At 69.9% G+C, this 19,391-nt stretch carries 15 protein-coding genes; 10 read left to right on the top strand and 5 right to left on the bottom strand.

All coding sequences use genetic code 11. From position 1 onward, the window contains the following. Positions 1-208: 208 nt before the first annotated feature. Complete coding sequence (locus ACZ7LS_RS03675) at positions 209-1,369, bottom strand: LacI family DNA-binding transcriptional regulator (protein WP_382521485.1); 1,161 nt, start codon at positions 1,367-1,369, stop codon at positions 209-211. 167 nt (positions 1,370-1,536) lie between these two features. Here ACZ7LS_RS03675 and ACZ7LS_RS03670 point away from each other — a divergent pair, with 167 nt between their 5' ends. The 5 genes from ACZ7LS_RS03670 (at position 1,537) to ACZ7LS_RS03650 (ending at position 8,720) form a co-directional block, all read left to right on the top strand. Further along, positions 1,537-2,688 carry a Gfo/Idh/MocA family protein gene (locus ACZ7LS_RS03670; protein ID WP_385136725.1) on the top strand — a complete coding sequence of 384 codons (1,152 nt, stop codon included), beginning with the start codon at positions 1,537-1,539 and terminating at the stop codon, positions 2,686-2,688. Continuing rightward, positions 2,685-3,854, top strand: coding sequence for a dihydrodipicolinate synthase family protein (locus tag ACZ7LS_RS03665; protein WP_382875062.1), 1,170 nt, complete (start codon positions 2,685-2,687; stop codon positions 3,852-3,854). The genes ACZ7LS_RS03670 and ACZ7LS_RS03665 overlap by 4 nt, the downstream gene beginning before the upstream one ends. 44 nt (positions 3,855-3,898) lie before the next feature. Next, complete coding sequence (locus tag ACZ7LS_RS03660; protein ID WP_382521661.1) at positions 3,899-4,690, top strand: sugar phosphate isomerase/epimerase family protein; 792 nt, start codon at positions 3,899-3,901, stop codon at positions 4,688-4,690. 348 nt (positions 4,691-5,038) lie between these two features. Continuing rightward, a complete protein-coding gene (gene recD2, locus ACZ7LS_RS03655) occupies positions 5,039-7,297 on the top strand; it encodes an SF1B family DNA helicase RecD2 (protein ID WP_382521492.1) in 2,259 nt (752 codons plus the stop codon). 124 nt (positions 7,298-7,421) lie between these two features. Then, complete coding sequence (locus tag ACZ7LS_RS03650; RefSeq protein WP_030352513.1) at positions 7,422-8,720, top strand: citrate synthase; 1,299 nt, start codon at positions 7,422-7,424, stop codon at positions 8,718-8,720. Positions 8,721-9,236: 516 nt separating this feature from the next. Here the strand turns inward: ACZ7LS_RS03650 and ACZ7LS_RS03645 are convergent. Beyond that, positions 9,237-9,461, bottom strand: coding sequence for a heavy-metal-associated domain-containing protein (locus ACZ7LS_RS03645; RefSeq protein WP_382521496.1), 225 nt, complete (start codon positions 9,459-9,461; stop codon positions 9,237-9,239). Positions 9,462-9,602: 141 nt separating this feature from the next. Continuing rightward, positions 9,603-10,244 carry a TetR/AcrR family transcriptional regulator gene (locus tag ACZ7LS_RS03640; protein ID WP_382666206.1) on the bottom strand — a complete coding sequence of 214 codons (642 nt, stop codon included), beginning with the start codon at positions 10,242-10,244 and terminating at the stop codon, positions 9,603-9,605. 144 nt (positions 10,245-10,388) lie between these two features. On the opposite strand from ACZ7LS_RS03640, the gene ACZ7LS_RS03635 reads away from it, so the two are divergent. After that, on the top strand, positions 10,389-12,677 hold the full coding sequence (locus ACZ7LS_RS03635) for an MMPL family transporter (RefSeq protein WP_385136728.1): 2,289 nt from the start codon (positions 10,389-10,391) through the stop codon (positions 12,675-12,677). Positions 12,678-12,928: 251 nt separating this feature from the next. Here the strand turns inward: ACZ7LS_RS03635 and ACZ7LS_RS03630 are convergent, their stop codons facing one another. Both ACZ7LS_RS03630 and ACZ7LS_RS03625 read right to left on the bottom strand, forming a co-directional pair. After that, positions 12,929-13,126: a helix-turn-helix transcriptional regulator gene (locus tag ACZ7LS_RS03630; protein ID WP_030352509.1), complete on the bottom strand. Its 198-nt coding sequence runs from the start codon at positions 13,124-13,126 to the stop codon at positions 12,929-12,931. Positions 13,127-13,400: 274 nt separating this feature from the next. Beyond that, a complete protein-coding gene (locus ACZ7LS_RS03625; RefSeq protein WP_382521664.1) occupies positions 13,401-14,312 on the bottom strand; it encodes a sugar phosphate isomerase/epimerase family protein in 912 nt (303 codons plus the stop codon). A 155-nt stretch (positions 14,313-14,467) separates the two neighbouring features. Between ACZ7LS_RS03625 and iolC the strand changes: the two genes are divergently transcribed. Genes iolC through iolD form a run of 4 tightly spaced genes read left to right on the top strand, consistent with a single transcriptional unit; the run spans position 14,468 to position 19,377 of the window. Further along, the gene (iolC, locus tag ACZ7LS_RS03620; protein ID WP_382876340.1) at positions 14,468-15,553 is read left to right on the top strand and encodes a 5-dehydro-2-deoxygluconokinase; all 1,086 of its coding nucleotides are present in this window, start codon (positions 14,468-14,470) and stop codon (positions 15,551-15,553) included. Further along, the gene (locus ACZ7LS_RS03615) at positions 15,550-16,431 is read left to right on the top strand and encodes a Cgl0159 family (beta/alpha)8-fold protein (RefSeq protein WP_382521507.1); all 882 of its coding nucleotides are present in this window, start codon (positions 15,550-15,552) and stop codon (positions 16,429-16,431) included. Before iolC ends, ACZ7LS_RS03615 begins: the two co-directional genes overlap by 4 nt. Before the next feature lie 16 nt (positions 16,432-16,447). Further along, positions 16,448-17,506, top strand: a complete 1,059-nt coding sequence (gene iolB / locus ACZ7LS_RS03610) for a 5-deoxy-glucuronate isomerase (protein ID WP_385136310.1) — start codon at positions 16,448-16,450, stop codon at positions 17,504-17,506. Continuing rightward, positions 17,503-19,377, top strand: a complete 1,875-nt coding sequence (gene iolD / locus ACZ7LS_RS03605; protein ID WP_382521512.1) for a 3D-(3,5/4)-trihydroxycyclohexane-1,2-dione acylhydrolase (decyclizing) — start codon at positions 17,503-17,505, stop codon at positions 19,375-19,377. The genes iolB and iolD overlap by 4 nt, the downstream gene beginning before the upstream one ends. The last annotated feature ends 14 nt before the right edge of the window (positions 19,378-19,391 follow it).

Here is a 19,391-nt window from a genome sequence, read left to right as displayed (position 1 = left end):
TACGTCGGTCCGTCGACGCGCGGCAAGGCCCGATCCGCACATTGGCGTCAGCTCGCCATCGGCCTCCGGGCCGCCGCTTCCGGGCACCGCCCCGCCTCTCGCCTCTCGCCCCGCCCCCGCCCCTCGCCCCGGCTCGGCGGCGGTCCAGCGGTCCAGCGGTCCAGGGGTGCGGCGGTCCAGCGGCTCAGCCGGTCAGCCGGTCAGTCGGTCAGTCGGCCGTCGCGCGGCGCCGGTCTGCCCGCGGTGCCGCCGTCGACGCCCGTGCCATCAACTCGGCCGTGATCGTGGCGATCCCACCCGGCGGCGGTGTCTCCGAGCCCATCGCCAGCCGGCCCGCGCGCGCCCCCGCCTCGTGCAGCGGCAGCCGCACCGTCGTCAGTGCAGGCGTCGCGTCGACCGAGAACGGCAGATCGTCGAAGCCCGCCACCGAGACGTCCTCCGGAATGCGCAGCCCCTGGTCGCGTACCGCCGCGCACGCCCCGAGTGCCACCGTGTCGTTGGCGGCGACCACGGCGGTCAGATCCGGTGCGCGGCGCAGCAGTTCCAGCGTCGCCTCGTACCCCGACCGGCGGCTGTAGGGACCGTGCACGACCAGCCCCTCCTGTCCCGGCCGCCCCTCTCCGGGTCTCTCGCCTGGGTCCTCGCCCCGTTCCGCGCCCTGTTCCGCGCCCGACGACGCCGGATCCCCCAGTCCCGCTGCCGCCAGCGCCGACAGGTGCCCCTCCAGCCGGTGCCGGGTCGTCGTCCGCTCCAGCGGGCCCGCGACGTAGCCGATCCGCCGGTGCCCCAACGTGAGCAGATGCTCCGTCAGCAGCCGCCCGCCACCGCGGTTGTCGAAGGCCAGCGAGGCCACGATCGCGTCGCTGCCCGGCAGCGGCGGGCGTCCGCACAGCACCACCCGGGTCCCCGCGTCCGCGAGTTTCGCCAGCTTCGTGGTCATCGCCGCGATGTGGTCCGGGTCTTCGAGCGCCCCGCCGGTGAGGATGACGGCCGCGGCGCGCTGGCGCTGGAGCAGGGTCAGATAGGTGAGTTCGCGCTCGGGCGAGCCGCCCGTGTTGCAGACGATGGCGAGTTTCTCGCCGCCCGCCCGGCCGGTGCCCTCCTGGCCGCCGATCTCGGTCTGCGCCGCGCCCGCCATGATCCCGAAGAACGGGTCGGCGATGTCGTTGACGAGGATGCCGACCAGGTCGGACGTGGCGGCGGCCAGTGAGCTGGCGGGCCCGTTGAGCACGTAGTCGAGATCGTCCACCGCTCGCAGCACGCGCTCCCGGGTGGCGGCGGCGACCGGGTAGTTGCCGTTCAGGACACGGGAGACGGTGGCGGGTGACACCCGGGCGCGGGCCGCCACATCCGCCAGGGTGACTGTCATCGCTTTCCTCCGAGGGGGACGAGGGGGACGAGAGGGAGAAGGGGGATCGAGCTGGTTCGGAGTGAGATCGGTGCGGGATGAGCGCCGGGCTCTTGTCCGGCTCGCTGTCGCAGGCTAGCTTCTTACCTGATAGAAAGCGCTTGCTACGGCCATATGGAGGGAACTTCGTGACACGCAGGACAGTGCGGATCGCCATGAACGGCGTCACGGGGCGGATGGGGTACCGGCAGCATCTGCTCCGCTCCGTCCTCGCGATCCGCGAGCAGGGCGGGCTGGACCTCGGGGGTGGCGAGGCGCTGTGGCCCGAGCCCGTACTCGTAGGCCGCCGCGAACACGCCGTCAAGGAGATCGCCGAACGGCACGGCCTCACCGAATGGTCCACGGATCTCGACGCCGTCCTCGCGGACGACACGATCGACATCTACTTCGACGCCCAGGTCACCTCTGCCCGGGTCGAGGCCATCAAGAAGGCGATCGCCGCCGGCAAGCACATCTACACCGAGAAGCCGACCGCGGCCGATCTCGACGGCGCCCTCGAACTGGCCCGGCTGGCCCATGACGCCGGGATCAAGCACGGTGTCGTCCAGGACAAGATCTTCCTGCCGGGTCTGCTCAAGCTGAAGCGCCTCATCGACGGCGGCTTCTTCGGCGAGATCCTCTCCGTGCGGGGAGAGTTCGGCTACTGGGTCTTCGAGGGCGACTGGCAGGACGCCCAGCGCCCGTCCTGGAACTACCGGTCCGAGGACGGCGGCGGCATCGCCGTGGACATGTTCCCGCACTGGGAATACGTCCTGCACGAGCTGTTCGGCCGGGTCACCACCGTCCAGGCGCATGTCACCACCCACATCCCGCAGCGCTGGGACGAGCAGGGCAAGCCCTACGCGGCGACCGCCGACGACGCCGCCTACGGCATCTTCGAACTGGACGGCGGAGCGGTCGCCCAGATCAACTCCTCCTGGACGGTCCGGGTCAACCGCGACGAGCTGGTCGAGTTCCAGGTCGACGGCACACACGGCTCGGCCGTCGCGGGTCTGCGCCGCTGCCGCGTCCAGCACCGCAGCGCCACCCCCAAGCCCGTCTGGAACCCCGATCTGCCCGCCACCGAATCCTTCCGCGACCAGTGGCAGGAAGTGCCGGACAACGCCGAGTTCGACAACGGATTCAAGGCGCAGTGGGAGCTTTTCCTGCGCCATGTGGCGCTCGGTGAGGCGTACCACTGGGACCTGCTCGCGGGCGCGCGCGGCGTGCAACTCGCCGAGCTGGGGCTGCGGTCCTCGGCGGAGGGCCGCCGATTCGACGTACCGGAGCTGTCGCTGTGACCCTCCGACTGCCTTCCCCCGGCGGTGGATCGCGTACGTACACGCCTCGCTCCGAGCCCGCCCGCCTCGCCGCCGACGGGGCACCCCTCGCCTCTCGTACGGTCTTCTCCGCGGCCCATGTCGTCGCCGACCCGTACGCCGACATCAGCCCCGACGCGCCCGCCGCCGTCGACTGGGACGCCACCCTCGCCTTCCGCCGCCATCTCTGGGCGCACGGCCTCGGTGTCGCCGAGGCCATGGACACCGCGCAGCGCGGCATGGGCCTGGAGTGGGCGGGTGCGGCCGAGCTGATCCGCCGCTCCGCAGCCGAGGCGAAGGCGGTGGGCGGCCGGATCGCCTGTGGCGTGGGCACCGACCAACTGTCGCCCGGAACGGGCGATTCCGGTTCCCTGGACGGAGTCCGGGCGGCCTACGAGGAGCAGTTGGCGCTCGTCGAGGAGACCGGCTCGCAGGCCATCCTGATGGCCTCCAGAGCCCTCGCGGCGACCGCGAAGAGCCCCGACGACTACCTCACCGTCTACGCGCATCTCCTGCGGCAGGCGGCGGAACCGGTCGTGCTGCACTGGCTCGGCCCGATGTTCGACCCCGCGCTGGAGGGCTACTGGGGCAGTACGGACCTCGACGCGGCCACCGAGACGTTCCTCCAGGTCATCGCCGAACACCCGGACAAGGTCGACGGCGTCAAGATCTCCCTGCTGGACGCACGGCGAGAGGTCGAGCTGCGCCGCGGACTGCCCAAGGGCGTGCGCTGCTACACAGGCGACGATTTCCACTACCCCGAGCTGATCGCGGGTGACGAACGGGGCTTCAGCCACGCCCTGCTCGGGATCTTCGATCCCCTGGGGCCGCTCGCCGCGGAAGCCGTACGCGTCCTGGACACGGGCGACACGAAGGGCTTCCGGGAACTCCTCGATCCGACCGTGGAGCTGTCCCGGCATCTGTTCCAGCCGCCGACCCGCTTCTACAAGACGGGTGTGGTGTTCCTCGCCTGGCTGGCCGGGCACCAGGACCATTTCACGATGGTCGGCGGCCTCCAGTCGGCCCGCTCGCTGCCCCATCTGGCGCGGGCGTACGAACTGGCCGACGGGCTCGGTCTGTTCCCCGACCCGGCGGTGGCGGAGGCCCGGATGGCATCCCTGCTCAGCGTGTACGGAGTGGACCAGTGACCGATGGCCCCGAGGCGGAGCTGAAGCGCTTCAGCATCAACCAGATGACGGTGAAACAGCTGTCGCTCCCCGAGCTGACCGAGGCGTGCGTGGACCTCGGTGTGCCAGGGGTCGGGCTGTGGCGCGAGCCCGTCCAGGCGTACGGGATCGAGGCCACCGCCAAGCTCGTACGGGACGCGGGCCTCGCGGTCACCACGCTCTGCCGCGGCGGCTTCCTCACCGCCGTCGACCCCGGCCGGCGGGCCGGGGCGCTGGCCGACAACCGCGCGGCGATCGACGAGGCCGCGGCGCTGGGCACGGACACCCTCGTCCTCGTCTCCGGCGGGCTCCCGGAGGGAAGCCGTGACCTCCCGGGGGCGCGCGAACGTATCGCGGACGCCCTGGGCGAACTGGCCCCCTACGCGGCGGAGCGCGGGGTGCGGCTCGCCATTGAGCCCCTGCACCCGATGTTCGCGGCCGACCGCTGTGTGGTCTCCACTCTCGACCAGGCGCTCGACCTGGCAGAACGGTTCCCCGCCGATCAGGTGGGGGTGGCCGTGGACACGTACCACATCTGGTGGGACGACCGGGCGCCCGCGGCCGTCGCCCGCGCGGCGTCGCGGATCTTCACCTTCCAGCTGGCCGACTGGACGACGCCGCTTCCGGCCGGGGTGCTCAACGGGCGCGGCCAGATCGGGGACGGCGCCGTCGATATGCGCGCCTGGCGGGAACGCGTCGACGCGGCGGGCTATACCGGTCCGGTCGAGGTGGAGCTGTTCAACGACGAACTGTGGGCGCGGGACGGCGTGGACGTGCTCACCGAGGTCATCGAACGGTACGTACAACACGCTCTGTAGAGGCGGTAGAGGCGGTAGAGGCGGTAGACGCGATGTCGCGGCGGGCTCCGCGCGACGGCCGCGCCGCTGTCTCCGGTGATCCGCGCAGGCCCGGCCGTAAACCCGGAAAATTACGCAGAGGAATCGTGCAACCCTTCTGGGGTGACGTGTGTCGTATACGTCGACAGGGCTTTCGGGGGAGGGATCCGGGGGGATCAGGAAGGCTCTGTCGAGGGGGCGCGCGTGGGGCCCGGTCCAGTGGACCGGGCCCCTAGTAGCAGCCACAGGCGCTGTCCACAGGCGGGTAGTTGTCCCGGGCGTTGTCCACAGGCCGCCCATGATGTCGGAGCCTGGCGGTAGCGTCGGATCATGTCCAATCCCGCTGTGCTCGAAGCCGTCCTTGAGCGGATCACATACGCCAATGAGGAGAACGGCTATACGGTCGCCCGCGTCGACACCGGCCGTGGAGCCGATCTCCTCACCGTGGTCGGCTCGTTGCTCGGCGCGCAGCCGGGCGAGTCACTCCGTATGGAGGGCCGCTGGGGCTCGCACCCCCAGTACGGCAAGCAGTTCACGGTGGAGAACTACACCACGATCCTGCCGGCCACGATCCAGGGCATCCGCCGCTATCTCGGCTCCGGTCTGATCAAGGGAATCGGCCCCGTGTTCGCCGACCGGATCGTCGAGCACTTCGGCCTGGACACCCTCGACATCATCGAGCAGCAGCCCAAGAGACTCGTGGAAGTCCCCGGTCTCGGTCCCAAGCGGACGAAGCGGATCGCCGCCGCCTGGGAGGAGCAGAAGGCCATCAAGGAGGTCATGGTCTTCCTCCAGGGGGTGGGCGTCTCGACCTCCATCGCCGTCCGCATCTACAAGAAGTACGCGGACGCCTCGATCTCCGTCGTCAAGAACGAGCCGTACCGCCTGGCGGCCGACGTCTGGGGGATCGGCTTCCTGACCGCCGACCGGATCGCCCAGGCCGTCGGTATCCCGCACGACAGCCCGGAGCGGGTCAAGGCCGGGCTCCAGTACGCCCTGTCCCAGTCCACCGATCAGGGGCACTGCTTCCTGCCGGAGGAGCGGCTCATCGCGGACGCCGTGAAGCTGCTCCAGGTCGACACGGGACTGGTCATCGAGTGCCTCGCCCAGCTGGCCGCCGAGGAGGAGGGGGTCGTACGGGAGAAGGTGCCGGGGCCGGAGGGCGGCGAGGAGGAGGTCACCGCGGTCTATCTGGTCCCCTTCCACCGCGCCGAGCTGTCCCTCTCCGCCCAGTTGCTGCGGCTGCTGCGCACCGGAGAGGACCGGATGCCGGCCTTCCAGGACGTGGTCTGGGACCGGGCGCTGACATGGCTGGCGGGCCGTACGGGCGCCGAGCTGGCCCCCGAGCAGCAGCAGGCGGTCCGGCTCGCGCTCACCGAGAAGGTCGCAGTTCTGACCGGTGGTCCCGGCTGCGGCAAGTCCTTCACGGTCCGGTCGATCGTGGAGCTGGCGCGGGCCAAGAAGGCCAAGGTGGTGCTGGCGGCGCCCACCGGACGGGCGGCCAAGCGGCTCGCCGAGCTGACCGGGGCCGAGGCGTCCACCGTCCACCGGCTGCTGGAGCTCAAGCCGGGCGGGGACGCGGCGTATGACCGGGACCGCCCGCTGGACGCCGACCTGGTGGTGGTCGACGAGGCGTCGATGCTCGATCTGCTGCTGGCCAACAAGCTGGTCAAGGCCGTGGCGCCGGGCGCGCACCTGCTGCTCGTCGGGGACGTGGACCAGCTTCCCTCGGTCGGGGCGGGCGAGGTCCTGCGCGATCTGCTGGCCGAAGGCGGTCCCGTGCCGCGCGTCCGGCTCACCCGGATCTTCCGGCAGGCCCAGCAGTCGGGGGTGGTCACCAACGCCCACCGCATCAATTCCGGGGTGCCGCCCATCACGCAGGGCCTCGTCGACTTCTTCCACTTCGTGGAGGAGGAGACGGAGGACGCGGGCCGGCTGACCGTCGAGGTGGCGGCCCATCGGATTCCCGCCAAATTCGGTCTCGACCCGCGGCGCGATGTGCAGGTGCTGGCGCCGATGCACCGCGGCCCGGCCGGCGCGGGTGCGCTGAACGCCCTGCTGCAGCAGGCCATCACCCCGGCCAGGCCCGATCTCCCCGAGAAGCGGCTCGGTGGCCGGGTCTTCCGCGTAGGCGACAAGGTCACCCAGATCCGCAACAACTACGAGAAGGGGGAGAACGGCGTCTTCAACGGCACCGTCGGCGTCGTCACCTCGCTCAACATGGACGATCAGCGGCTGACGGTGCTGACGGACGAGGACGAGGAGGTGCCGTACGACTTCGACGAGCTGGACGAGCTGGCGCACGCGTACGCCGTGACGATCCACCGCTCCCAGGGCAGTGAGTATCCGGCCGTGGTCATTCCGGTCACCACCGGTGCCTGGATGATGCTCCAGCGGAATCTGCTCTACACGGCGGTCACCCGTGCCAAGAAGCTCGTCGTGCTGGTCGGCTCCCGCAAGGCCATAGGACAGGCGGTACGCACGGTCTCCGCGGGCAGACGCTTCACTGCGCTCGGCCACCGGCTGACGGGGCTTTCGGCATCTCGGCTTTCCACAACTGGGGCGAAGGGGGCAGGATGGGTAGCTTGACGGCACTGAGTGCCGCCAAAAGGCCTAAAGGCCGACCCCGAGTGCACTCTCCTGAGCCAAATGGGGGATGGTAGAGACAGTCAGGGCACCTCGAAGAAGAGGCACTACGTCGGTGAGGGATGACGTGAGCGAGAAACGCGACAACGCGGTAGTACTGCGGTACGGCGACGGCGAGTACACCTACCCGGTGATCGACAGCACCGTCGGCGATACGGGCTTCGACATCGGGAAGCTCCGTTCTCAGACCGGTCTGGTGACGCTGGACAGTGGATACGGCAATACGGCCGCCTACAAGTCCGCGATCACCTATCTCGACGGCGAACAGGGCATCCTGCGCTACCGCGGCTATCCGATCGAGCAGCTGGCGGAGCGTTCCAGCTTCGTCGAGGTGGCGTATCTGCTGATCAACGGCGAGCTGCCGACGGTCGACCAGCTGGCCTCGTTCAAGAACGAGATCACCCAGCACACACTGCTGCACGAGGACGTCAAGCGGTTCTACGACGGCTTCCCGCGCGACGCCCACCCGATGGCGATGCTGTCCTCCGTGGTCAGCGCGCTGTCCACGTTCTACCAGGACAGCCACAACCCGTTCGACGAGAAGCAGCGCCACCTCTCCACGATCCGGCTGCTCGCCAAGCTGCCCACCATCGCGGCGTACGCGTACAAGAAGTCGATCGGCCACCCCTTCGTCTACCCGCGCAACGACCTCGGGTACGTCGAGAACTTCCTGCGGATGACCTTCTCGGTCCCGGCGCAGGAGTACGTGCCGGACCCGGTCGTGGTCTCCGCCCTCGACAAGCTGCTGATCCTGCACGCGGACCACGAGCAGAACTGTTCGACCTCCACCGTGCGTCTGGTCGGCTCCTCGCAGGCGAACATGTTCGCCTCGATCTCCGCCGGCATCAGCGCCCTGTGGGGCCCGCTGCACGGTGGCGCCAACCAGTCGGTGCTGGAGATGCTTGAGGGCATCCAGGCCTCCGGCGGTGATGTGGACTCCTTCATCCGCAAGGTGAAGAACAAGGAAGACGGTGTGAAGCTCATGGGCTTCGGGCACCGCGTCTACAAGAACTTCGACCCCCGGGCGAAGATCATCAAGGCGGCGGCGCACGACGTCCTCTCGGCTCTCGGCAAGTCCGACGAACTGCTCGACATCGCGCTCAAGCTCGAAGAGCACGCGCTCGCCGACGACTACTTCGTCGAGCGGAAGCTCTACCCGAACGTGGACTTCTACACCGGTCTGATCTACCGGGCCATGGGCTTCCCGACCGAGATGTTCACCGTGCTCTTCGCGCTCGGCCGGCTGCCCGGCTGGATCGCCCAGTGGCACGAGATGATCAAGGAGCCGGGCTCCCGTATCGGCCGTCCGCGCCAGATCTACACCGGCGAGGTCCTGCGCGACTTCGTCCCGGTCGAGTCCCGCTGACCCACGCTTTCCGCGCCCGGGCCCTCGTGGCCCGGCGCGCCCGCTCGTACCGCGCATGTCCGTCCACGCCGGATGTACGCAGCGAAAAGCGCCCCGCCGCCGATCCCCCCACGGGTCGACGAACGGGGCGCTTTCCATATCCCCGGAGCGGATTCCCCCCACGGGATCCGGGCCGGGCGTCTGCCGTAACCATCAACGGCTACTAGCGGTCGGACCGGGGTACGTACGGGAGGGCCGCTCAAAGCTCCCCGGTGCACGTGCCCCGGCCAATCGCGTGCATGAGACGTCCCCCAAGACATCTCACACGATCCCGTCGAACGTCCCCCAAGACGTTCTCTGGCATCGTCCTCTTAGACTCGCGAGTCGACCTAATGGTTACCCCTCAATCTATGTGATCTAGATCTCTTTGTGAAGGTCCTGTGGTGCATGTGAAGGACCGCAGGCACATAGAAGGTGCTAACCACATAAACGGAGGAGCAGGCGGGTTCGTGCCTCCGATCGTGGGGGCGGGCCCGTTCAGGCCAGTTCGTAACCGGCCTCATCGACGGCGGCGCGCACGGCGTCCTCGTCCAGCGGGGCCTGGGAAACGACGGTCACCCGTCCCGTGGCGGCCGTGGCCTCCACGGATGTGACGCCCGCGATGCCTGAGATCTCGCTGGAGACGGCTCCCTCGCAGTGGCCACAGGTCATGCCGGTGACCTGGTAGACGGTGGTGACCTGGTTCTTCGTCTCGGCGGTCATGGTGTTTCTCCTCTTCGGGGCTGACGCAGGGGCGGGTGGTGGTGCGCCAGGGGCGCGCGTGGGCCGCGTGGCGTCCCGGCACCTACGACTGTACCCCTAGGGGGTATGAAACCGAACCCGGCCCTGATGGCCGATGACGTCTCAGAGGTCCCTGACGAGCGGGCACAGGTAGCGGAAGAGCACCGACTTCAGCTCGGCGGTGTACGCGTCCCGTTCGGCGGGCTCCACGGCGAGGATCAGATCCATGCCCGCCTTGAACACGGCGAAGACCGTGTGTGCGACCCGGGTGATGTCGGGCTCGGGTGTGGAGGGGAGGTAACCGGCGAGGACTTCCTCGACCCGGGTGAGCATGGAGGAGTGCAGGGCGTCGTGCTCCCGGGTGACCTGGCCGGGGATGTCGGGGCCGTGCATGAGGACGTTGAAGGCGGGGTTCTCGAAGTTGAACTGGATCAACGGGTCGAGGACGGCGTCCAGCAGCTGGTCCAGCGGCAGTTCGAGATGGGCCGGGGTGAACGCGTGCCCGTAGGTGGCGCGCCAGCGGGTCAGCAGGTGGTCGCCCAGCTCGACGGCGATGGCTTCCTTGTTCGGGAAGAACTGATAGAGCGTGCCCGGGGAGACGCCTGCCTCGCGGGCGATGGAGTTGGTGCTCGCCGCGGTGTAGCCGGTGGTGCAGAAGACGTTGGCCGCCGCTTCGAGGAGCTGGGCGATGCGGCGCTCACCGCGGGCCTGGCGGCGGCGCGGCTTTGCCGTCCCGTTCTCGCTGCCGTTCTTGGCCTCCGGCATGTGAATCCCCGGCTTTCCTGGATCGGTTGACAAACGCGAGTGGTGGCTCGCATTATTGATTAATGCGAGCGATGACTCGTGTTTGTCTATTCTATGGCAATGACTGACCCGTGCCACGGGTCACGGTGAAGGGGACACCGCACCATGTCCGAAGTCAATACTGGACCGAGTCTTGGGGGATGGACCCGGTTCGTCACCGCGCGCCCGAGGCTCTCGCTGCTGGTCGCGCTGATGATCACGGCCCTGGCCGTGTTCGCCGGGAGCGGGGTCGCCGACCGGATGGGAAGCGGCGGCTGGGCGGATCCGGACGCCGAGTCGACGTACGCGACGCAGGCGCTGGAGCGGGAGTTCCCGGCCTCTCAGCCCAATCTGTTGCTGCTCGTGGACAGCGGCAGCCGGAGCGTGGACGACCCCGCGGTGGCCGCCGAGGCCAAGCGCCTCACCGACCGGCTCGCGGCCGAGCCGGGCATCACCGGGGTCGGTTCCTACTGGGGGACCGGGTCGGCCGCGCTGCGCGCCGAGGATGGCCGGGAAGCGCTGATCGCGGCGAGGATCGAGGGTGACGAGACGACGGCCGCGGCGTCCCTGGACCGGATAACACCGGAATTCCGCGGCACGCACGGGCCGTTGGAGGTCTCGCTCGGCGGACCCGTCGCGGTACAGCACGAGATGCAGGACATCATCCAGGAGGATCTGCTGCGGGCCGAGCTGATCGCCCTGCCGGTGACGCTGGTACTGCTGGTGATGGTCTTCGGCAGCGCGGTCGCCGCTCTGCTGCCGCTCGGGCTCGGTGTCGTCGCCATCCTGGGGACGAACGCGGTACTGCGCGGGATCACCGAACTGACCGATGTCTCGGTCTTCGCGCAGAACCTCACCACGGCCCTCGGGCTCGGACTGGCCGTCGACTACGCCCTGTTCATCGTGCGCAGGTTCCGCGAGGAGCTGGCCGAGGGTGCCGAGGTGCGGGACGCCGTGGGCGTCACACTGCGCACCGCCGGGCGGACGGTGCTGTTCTCCGCGCTGACCGTGGCGGTGTCGCTGGCGGCCATGATGGTCTTCCCTCAGTACTTCCTGCGCTCCTTCGCCTATGCCGGCATCGCGGTGGTGCTGCTGGCGGCGGCTGCCGCGCTGATACTGCTGCCGGCCGCGCTGATGCTGCTGGGGCATCGGGTCAACGCGCTGGATCTGCGGGTGCTGCTGCGCCGGAAGCGCCGGAAGTCTGGGGCGCGCGACGGATCGGAGGCCACGGGCGTGTCCGCCGAGCCGGGGGCCGGCTGGGGGCGTATGGCCGCTCTGGTGATGCGCCGGGCGCCGGTCTTCGCCCTCGCCACGGCGGCCGGGCTGGTGGTGCTCGGACTGCCCTTCCTGGGGGCCACGTTCGGCACCGCCGACTACCGGCAACTGCCGTCAAGCGCCGACTCCCGGGTGGTCCAGGAGGAGATACGGGACGGCTTCCCCGGCAGCCCGAGCGGCGGCCTGGAGGTGTTCGTGGAGGGCGCTGCCACGCCCGCCGAATACGCCGACTACCGCGGCCGGATAGAGGCTCTGCCGGGGGCGCTCCGTGTCGACGGCCCCGTCACCTCGGGCGAACACGGGTACTTCACGGTGCTGGCCGAGGGGGAGGCGGTGGGACAGGAGGCCCAGCAACTCGTCCGGGACATCCGCGCGGAACCGGCCGCGTTCGACACGTCGGTGACCGGCACCGCCGCTGTCCTGGTCGATTCCAAGGGCGCGATCGCCGACCGGATGCCCTGGGCGGTGGCCATCATCGTGGTGGTGACCCTGCTGCTGGTCTTCCTGCTCACCGGCAGTGTGCTGATACCGGTCCAGGCGGTCGTGCTCAACGCGCTGAGTCTCACGGCGATGTTCGGGGCGGTGGTCTGGGTCTTCCAGGACGGCAACCTCTCCGGGCTGCTCGGCTTCACCGCCACCGGCGACATCGAGACGACCCTGCCGGTCCTCATGTTCTGTGTCGCCTTCGGGCTCTCCATGGACTATGGAGTCTTCCTGCTCTCCCGGATCAAGGAGGAGTACGACCGCGGCGGCGATCACGAAAAGGCGGTGACCTTCGGCCTCCGTCGCACCGGTGGACTGATCACCGCGGCGGCCGTGATCCTCGCGGTGGTCATGGTGGGCATCGGTACCTCCCGGGTGACCAACACCAAGATGCTGGGGCTCGGGATCGCGCTCGCCGTGCTCATGGACGCGATGGTGGTCCGCAGCCTGCTCGTGCCCGCGGTGATGAAGCTGACGGGCAGGGCGACCTGGTGGGCCCCCGGGCCGCTGCGCCGCTTCCACGACCGGTTCGGGCTGAGCGAGGGCGAGTCCAAGCCGGCCGTCGAAGGGAATGCGGGAGATCCGGCGCGGACGGAGCCTTCTGCCGACGGCCAAGGCCAGGACCAGGGCCGGGACCGGGACACGGCGAACGTCTGACCGGAGCGGAACGGGGGCGTGCGGAACGGGGGCGGGCGGAGAGGCGGAAAGCGGGGGGGCGGGGGGGGGGGGGGGGGGGGGGGGGGGGAAAAGGGGGGGGGGGGGGGGGGGGGTGGGGGTGGGGGGTGGGGGGGGGGGGGGGGGCAGAAAAGAAGGAGAGGGGGGGGGGGGAACGAAGGCAAAAAGACCAACACCCGCCCCCCCCCCCCCCCCCCCCCCCCCCCCCCCCCCCCCACGGCCGGCGGCTCGGCTCAGCCTCTGTTGCTTCTGTTACCGGGACGCTGGGCCACCCAGGCGCGGACGGTGTCCGCGTACCAGTAGGGCTTTCCGTTCTCCACATGGTCGGGCGGCGGAAGCAGTCCGTGCTTGCGGTACGAGCGGACGGTGTCCGGCTGCACCCTGATGTGCGCCGCGATCTCCTTGTAGGACCAGAGCCGTTTGTCCGTCATCAGTGGCACCTCCCCGCGTCCGCCGCAGGAAGGCCGGTGGGCCGTCGGGGGAGCTGCGGCACGACGCTGGTGATCACCCAGCCTGTGCCCAACGAGCGACACAGAGTGATGGAGAGAGTGGATTTGTCACCTCCCTGTGACGGAAGGACCGTGTAATCGAGATATGCGTGACGGTAGAGGGATCTTTGTGGCGCATGCGGTACATATGACGCGTGCACCTCATGTGTTGCGTGGATCCCCTGTGACGCGGATGCTCACGACCGTCGCCGTGACGTCAGGCGCCGCAACTCCGCAGGAAACGGCGGGTGCGTGCGGCGATCGGGAAGGGCTTGTCGGGAGGGCACGGATACATGTCCTGCTCGACGATGGCGAAGAGGTCCACATCCAGCCGCCGTGCCGCGTCGAGTACCGGCTCCAGCGCGGGAACGCCGCCCGGCGGCTCGCACATCACCCCGCGGCCGACCGCCGGCCCGAACGGCACCTCGTCCGCGACGACCTCGGCGAGGATCTCCGGGTCCACCTGCTTGAGATGGAGATAGCCGATCCGCTCCCCGTAGGTCTCGATCAGTTTGACGCTGTCGCCGCCGCAGTAGGCGTAGTGCCCGGTGTCCAGGCAGAGTGAGACCAGATCGGGATCCGTCGCGTCCAGGAAGCGGCTGACGTTCTCCTCGCTGTCGATATGGGTGTCGGCGTGCGGATGGACGACGATGCGCAGCCCGTACCGGTCCCGCACCTCACGGCCGAGCCGCTCGGTCTGCGCCGTCAGATCGCGCCACTGTTCCGCCGTCAGGGTCCGGTCCTCCAGCACCTCGCCTGTCTTGTCGTCGCGCCAGAACGAAGGGATGACCACCAGATGGCCGGCCCCCATCGCCCGGGTGAGCGCGGCGATGTCCGCGACATGCGCCCAGGTCTTCTCCCAGACGGCGGGGCCGTGGTGCAGTCCGGTGAAGACGGTTCCGGCGGAGACCTTCAGCCCGCGCCGGGAGGTCTCCTCGGCCAGTCGGACGGGATCGGAGGGGAGGTAGCCGTACGGGCCTAGTTCGATCCACTCGTAGCCCGCCTCGGCGACCTCGTCGAGGAAACGCCGCCAGGGAACCTGCTGGGGATCGTCGGGGAACCACACGCCCCAGGAGTCGGGGGCCGACCCGACCCGGATGCGGTTGGACGTGGGTACGGAAGAGGTCATACCGGTCAGCTTTCCGGTCACGCGGAAAGAGTGTCAACCCCTTCGTCCGAATGTCAGGACAAAACATTGACAGGGCTCGGAGGCGGGCATTAGATCGGGGAGCGACGTGGATGTGGGAGTGACGTCGGAGTGACCGGCGAACCGAAGGGACACGCATGCCTGAGCCGTACGACGTCATCACCATGGGCAGGATCGGGGTGGACCTCTATCCGCTGCGGACCGGGGTCCCGCTGGCCCAGGTCGACACCTTCGGCAAGTTCCTCGGTGGCTCCGCGACGAATGTCGCCGTCGCGGCGGCCCGGCTCGGCAGACGCGCCGCCGTCATCACCCGTACCGGCAGGGACCCGTTCGGGGACTATCTGCACCAGGCGCTGCGGGAGTTCGAGGTCGATGACCGCTGGGTGACCGCGGTGGACGAGTATCCGACCCCGGTCACCTTCTGCGAGGTGTTCCCGCCGGACGACTTCCCGCTCTACTTCTACCGGCTGCCCAAGGCCCCGGACCTGGAGATCCGTCCGGACGAACTGGACCTGGACGCCATCCGTTCGGCCCGTATCTTCTGGATGACCGGCACCGGCCTGTGCGCGGAACCCAGCCGAACGGCGACCCTCGCGGCACTGGAAGCGCGGGGGAAGTCGGGGATCACTGTCTTCGATCTCGACTGGCGGCCGATGTTCTGGCCGAACGGCGCGAATCCGGGAGACCCGGGGGACGCGGAGCCGGACGGCGCGGAGCCGGGGGCGGTGTACGCGCGGGCGCTGCGGCACGCCACCGTCGCCGTGGGCAACCTCGACGAGTGCGAAGTGGCCGTGGGCGAGCGTGAACCCCATGCCGCCGCGCGGGCGCTGCTCGCCGCCGGAGTCGAGCTGGCCGTCGTCAAACAGGGCCCCAAGGGCGTGCTCGCCGTCCATAGGGACGGCACCTGGGCCGAGGTGCCCCCCGTCCCCGTCGATGTCGTCAACGGACTCGGCGCGGGGGACGCGTTCGGCGGCGCCCTCTGCCACGGACTCCTCGCCGGCTGGGATCTGGAGCGCGTCATGCGGTACGCGAACGCCGCCGGGGCCATCGTCGCGGGCCGCCTCGCCTGCTCGTCCGCGATGCCGTACGACGAAGAGGTCGCGCGGACGCTCGCGGACGGGCGGGTTCCGGCCGGGGATCCCCCGCCGGATCCCGCTGAGACGCCGTCCGCCGCGTCGTCCACGGCGCGGTCTTCGGCGCGATCCCCCGAGGACCTCTCGTGAGCGGCGTCGATGTGTCCGAGCTGGTCCGGCTGCGTACGTACCACCCCGAGGCCGTCGCCGAGGCCGCCGCCCGCCGTACCCGCCGCCCCCTGCTGCGCGCCGACGGCCGGCTCATGATCATCGCGGCCGACCATCCGGCCCGCGGCGCCCTGGCCGTCGGGGACCACCGCCTCGCCATGGCCAACCGCGCCGATCTGCTGGAGCGGCTCTGTCTGGCGCTGTCCCGGCCCGGTGTCGACGGCGTCCTGGCCACCGCGGACATCCTCGACGACCTGCTGCTCCTCGGCGCCCTGGAGGACCGCGTCGTCGTCGGCTCGATGAACCGCGGCGGGCTCGCCGGCGCCGCGTTCGAACTCGACGACCGCTTCACGGGACACCGCCCCGAGGACCTCGCCAGGCTCCGTTTCGACGCGGGCAAACTGCTCCTCCGTATCGACTACGAGGACCCGGGCTCCCTCGACACCCTCCACTCCACCGCACGCGCCGTCGACGCCATGGCCGAACGACGGCTGCCGGTCTTCGTCGAGCCGTTCATCTGCTACCGCGCGGACGGCCGGCTCCGCACCGATCTGAGCGCGGACGCGGTGACGCGCTCGATCGCGATCGCCTCCGGACTGGGCGGTACCTCCGCGTACACCTGGCTGAAGGTTCCCGTTACCCAGGACCCCGACGATATGGCCCGGGTGATGGAGACCTCGACACTCCCGGCCGTCCTGCTGGGCGGCGAGATCGGGGGCGATCAGGAGGGCGCGTACGAGAAATGGCGCAAGGCGCTGCAACTGCCCACCGTCCGGGGACTGGTCGTCGGCCGTTCACTGCTCTATCCGGTCGACGGGGATGTGGCCCGTGCCGTCGATACGGCCGTGGGTCTGCTCTAGGGGGTACGGAGACTTCATGACGACCAACCACGAACCGTACGGCCGGTACGTACCCGCGGGCAGCGCCGCGTCGGGACCGTACGCCCTCGACATCGATCCACGGCGGGCCGGCTGGTCACACAGCAGTCTGCGCGTCCTGGAGCTCCCGCCCGGCGGCACACACGAGCTGGCCGCCGGGGACAGCGAGTGGATCGTTCTTCCGCTCACCGGTGGTTGCACGGTGGGCACGGAGGGCAAACTCTTTGAACTGCGGGGCAGGGAAAGCGTGTTCAGCGGAGTCACGGACTTCGCGTACGTGCCGCGTGATGCCCACGCACAGATCGCCTCCGGTGCGGGAGGCCGCTTCGCCCTGGCAGGAGCGAAGTGCGAGCGACGACTCCCCGCTCGCTACGGCCCCGCGCCGGAGGTTCCGGTCGAGCTGCGCGGCGCGGGCGGCTGCTCGCGCCAGGTCAACAACTTCGGCGCGGCGGGGGTCTTCGCGTGCGACCGGCTCATCGCGGTCGAGGTGCTCACCCCGGGCGGCAACTGGTCGTCGTACCCACCGCACAAGCACGACGAGCACCGGCCGGGCGTCGAGTCCGAGCTGGAGGAGATCTACTACTTCGAGATCGACGGCGACGGCCTCGGCTATCACCGGGTCTCCCCCTCCCGCCCCGGCGGGACGGATGTTCTCGCCGAGGTCCGTACGGGCGACACCGTCCTGATCCCGGACGGCTGGCACGGCCCGTCCATCGCCTCGCCCGGCCGCGACATGTACTACCTCAATGTGATGGCGGGGCCGGGGGAGTCGCGGGAGTGGCTGATCAGCGACCACCCCGACCACGGCTGGATCAGGGACACGTGGCCGGGGCTGGCCGTCGACCCCAGGCTCCCGCTGTACGAGCCGGCATCGGCCGGGCCCGAGCCCGGACACCCGGCCGCAAGGCCGGGGGCGGTGAAACCCGGGCCAGTAAGCCGCGGCGCCGCACAGCCCGAGACCGCAGCGGTAACGGCAGGCGCAACCGGGACCGCAGCCGTAACGCCAGACGCACCCGTACCCGTAGCCGCACCCGCAGCCGAGGAGGATTCCCGATGAGTACGCGCCGTCTCACCGTCGCCCAGGCGCTGATCAGCTTCCTGTCCCGGCAGTACACCGAGCGGGACGGCCACAAGCAGCGTTTGATCAACGCCACTTGGGGCATCTTCGGCCATGGCAACGTGGCGGGTATCGGCCAAGCCCTTGTCGAGTCCGCCTCGGAAATGAGGTACTTGCAGGGACGCAATGAGCAGGCCATGGTCCACGCCGCCGTCGGCTATGCCCGCCAGAGCAACCGCCTGTCCGCCCATGCCGTGACCACCTCCATCGGTCCCGGCGCCACCAACCTCGTCACCGGTGCGGCTCTCGCCACCATCAACCGCCTCCCCGTGTTGTTGCTGCCCGGTGACACCTTCGCCACCCGTCCCGCCGACCCCGTCCTGCAACAGCTCGAACTGCCCAGCGCGGGCGACATCTCCGTCAATGACGCCCTGCGGCCCGTCTCCACGTACTTCGACCGTGTCACCCGCCCCGAGGCACTGATCCCGGCCGCGCTCGCCGCGATGCGCGTGCTCAGCGACCCCGCCGAGACCGGGGCCGTCACCCTCGCCCTGCCCCAGGACGTGCAGGCGGAGGCGTACGACTGGCCGGAGGAGTTCTTCTCCGAACGCGTCTGGCGAGTCCGCCGTCAGGCGCCCGACCCCGACGAACTCGCCGAGGCGGTACGGCTGGTACGGGAAGCGCGCCGTCCGCTGCTCGTCGCGGGCGGCGGAGTGCACTACAGCGCGGCGGAGGACGTGCTCGCCGCGTTCGCCGCGGAGACCGGTATTCCGGTCGCCGCCACCCAGGCCGGCAAGGGCTCGCTGCCGTACGACCATCCCTGCGAGGTCGGCGGCATCGGCCACACCGGCACGGCCACCGCGAATGAACTGGCCAGGACCGCTGATCTGGTGATCGGCGTCGGCACCCGCTGGTCGGACTTCTCCACCGCGTCCAGCACGCTCTTCTCGAACCCCGCCGTCCACTTCCTCAACATCAATGTCACCGGCTTCGACGCCCACAAGCTCGCGGCCGACCCGCTGGTGGCCGATGCCCGTACGGCCCTGCAACTGCTCGCCGCGGGGCTCGTGGGCCACCGTGTCGCGCCCGCGTACGCCACCGAGTACACCGAGGACAAGGAGCGCTGGGAGTACCGCGTCACCGCCGCGTTCACCGCCGACGAGGATCTCGTACGCCCCACCCAGGCCCAGGTCCTCGGCGCGCTCGACGCCCTCGTCACCGACGAGGACATCGTCATCAACGCGGCCGGGTCGCTCCCCGGCGATCTCCACAAGCTGTGGCGGGCCCGCTCCCACGACCAGTACCACGTCGAGTACGGCTACTCCTGCATGGGCTACGAGATCCCGGCGGCCATCGGCGTGCAGCTCGCGGCGCCGGGCCGGCCGGTCTGGGCGCTCGTCGGCGACGGTACGTATCTGATGAACCCCACCGAAATCGTCACGGCTGTCCAGGAGCGGCTGCCCTTCAAGGCCGTGATCCTCCAGAACCACGGCTACGCCTCCATCGGCGGCCTGTCCGAGACGGTCGGCGCGGAACGGTTCGGCACGGCCTACCGTTTCCGGGCCGACGACGGGACATACACCGGCGCCCCGCTGCCCGTCGATCTCGCCGCCAACGCGGCCTCCCTCGGCGTGCGGGTGATCCGTGCCAAGACGGTTCGTGACCTGCGTGAAGCCCTGGCCGAGGCGCGTGCCGCCGACGTTCCCACATGTGTCTATGTGGAGACCGAAACGGCAGACACTGTGTCGGGCGTCCCTCCGGCCCAGGCGTGGTGGGATGTCCCCGTGGCCGAGACCGCGACGCGCCCGTCCGCGGTCAAGGCCCGTGAGCAGTACGACCGGCACGTAGCCGCCCGCCGCCGCCAGCTGTGAAGGAGCCAAACGGA

The sequence above is a fragment of the Streptomyces sp. NPDC039430 genome (assembly GCF_055639435.1).
The sequence above is the reverse complement of the archived record's forward strand: the minus strand, read 5'-3'. Positions and strand labels throughout refer to the sequence as shown.

Bases quoted from the DNA above. Each gene is read 5' to 3' on its own strand.
- iolC (WP_382876340.1), top strand. From the start codon at position 14,468: ATGCCTGAGCCGTACGACGTCATCACCATGGGCAGGATCGGGGTGGAC.
- ACZ7LS_RS03630 (WP_030352509.1), bottom strand. From the start codon at position 13,126: ATGACGGACAAACGGCTCTGGTCCTACAAGGAGATCGCGGCGCACATC.
- ACZ7LS_RS03625 (WP_382521664.1), bottom strand. From the start codon at position 14,312: ATGACCTCTTCCGTACCCACGTCCAACCGCATCCGGGTCGGGTCGGCC.
- iolD (WP_382521512.1), top strand. From the start codon at position 17,503: ATGAGTACGCGCCGTCTCACCGTCGCCCAGGCGCTGATCAGCTTCCTG.
- ACZ7LS_RS03635 (WP_385136728.1), top strand. From the start codon at position 10,389: ATGTCCGAAGTCAATACTGGACCGAGTCTTGGGGGATGGACCCGGTTC.
- ACZ7LS_RS03640 (WP_382666206.1), bottom strand. From the start codon at position 10,244: ATGCCGGAGGCCAAGAACGGCAGCGAGAACGGGACGGCAAAGCCGCGC.
- ACZ7LS_RS03645 (WP_382521496.1), bottom strand. From the start codon at position 9,461: ATGACCGCCGAGACGAAGAACCAGGTCACCACCGTCTACCAGGTCACC.
- recD2 (WP_382521492.1), top strand. From the start codon at position 5,039: ATGTCCAATCCCGCTGTGCTCGAAGCCGTCCTTGAGCGGATCACATAC.
- ACZ7LS_RS03660 (WP_382521661.1), top strand. From the start codon at position 3,899: ATGACGGTGAAACAGCTGTCGCTCCCCGAGCTGACCGAGGCGTGCGTG.
- iolB (WP_385136310.1), top strand. From the start codon at position 16,448: ATGACGACCAACCACGAACCGTACGGCCGGTACGTACCCGCGGGCAGC.
- ACZ7LS_RS03675 (WP_382521485.1), bottom strand. From the start codon at position 1,369: ATGACAGTCACCCTGGCGGATGTGGCGGCCCGCGCCCGGGTGTCACCC.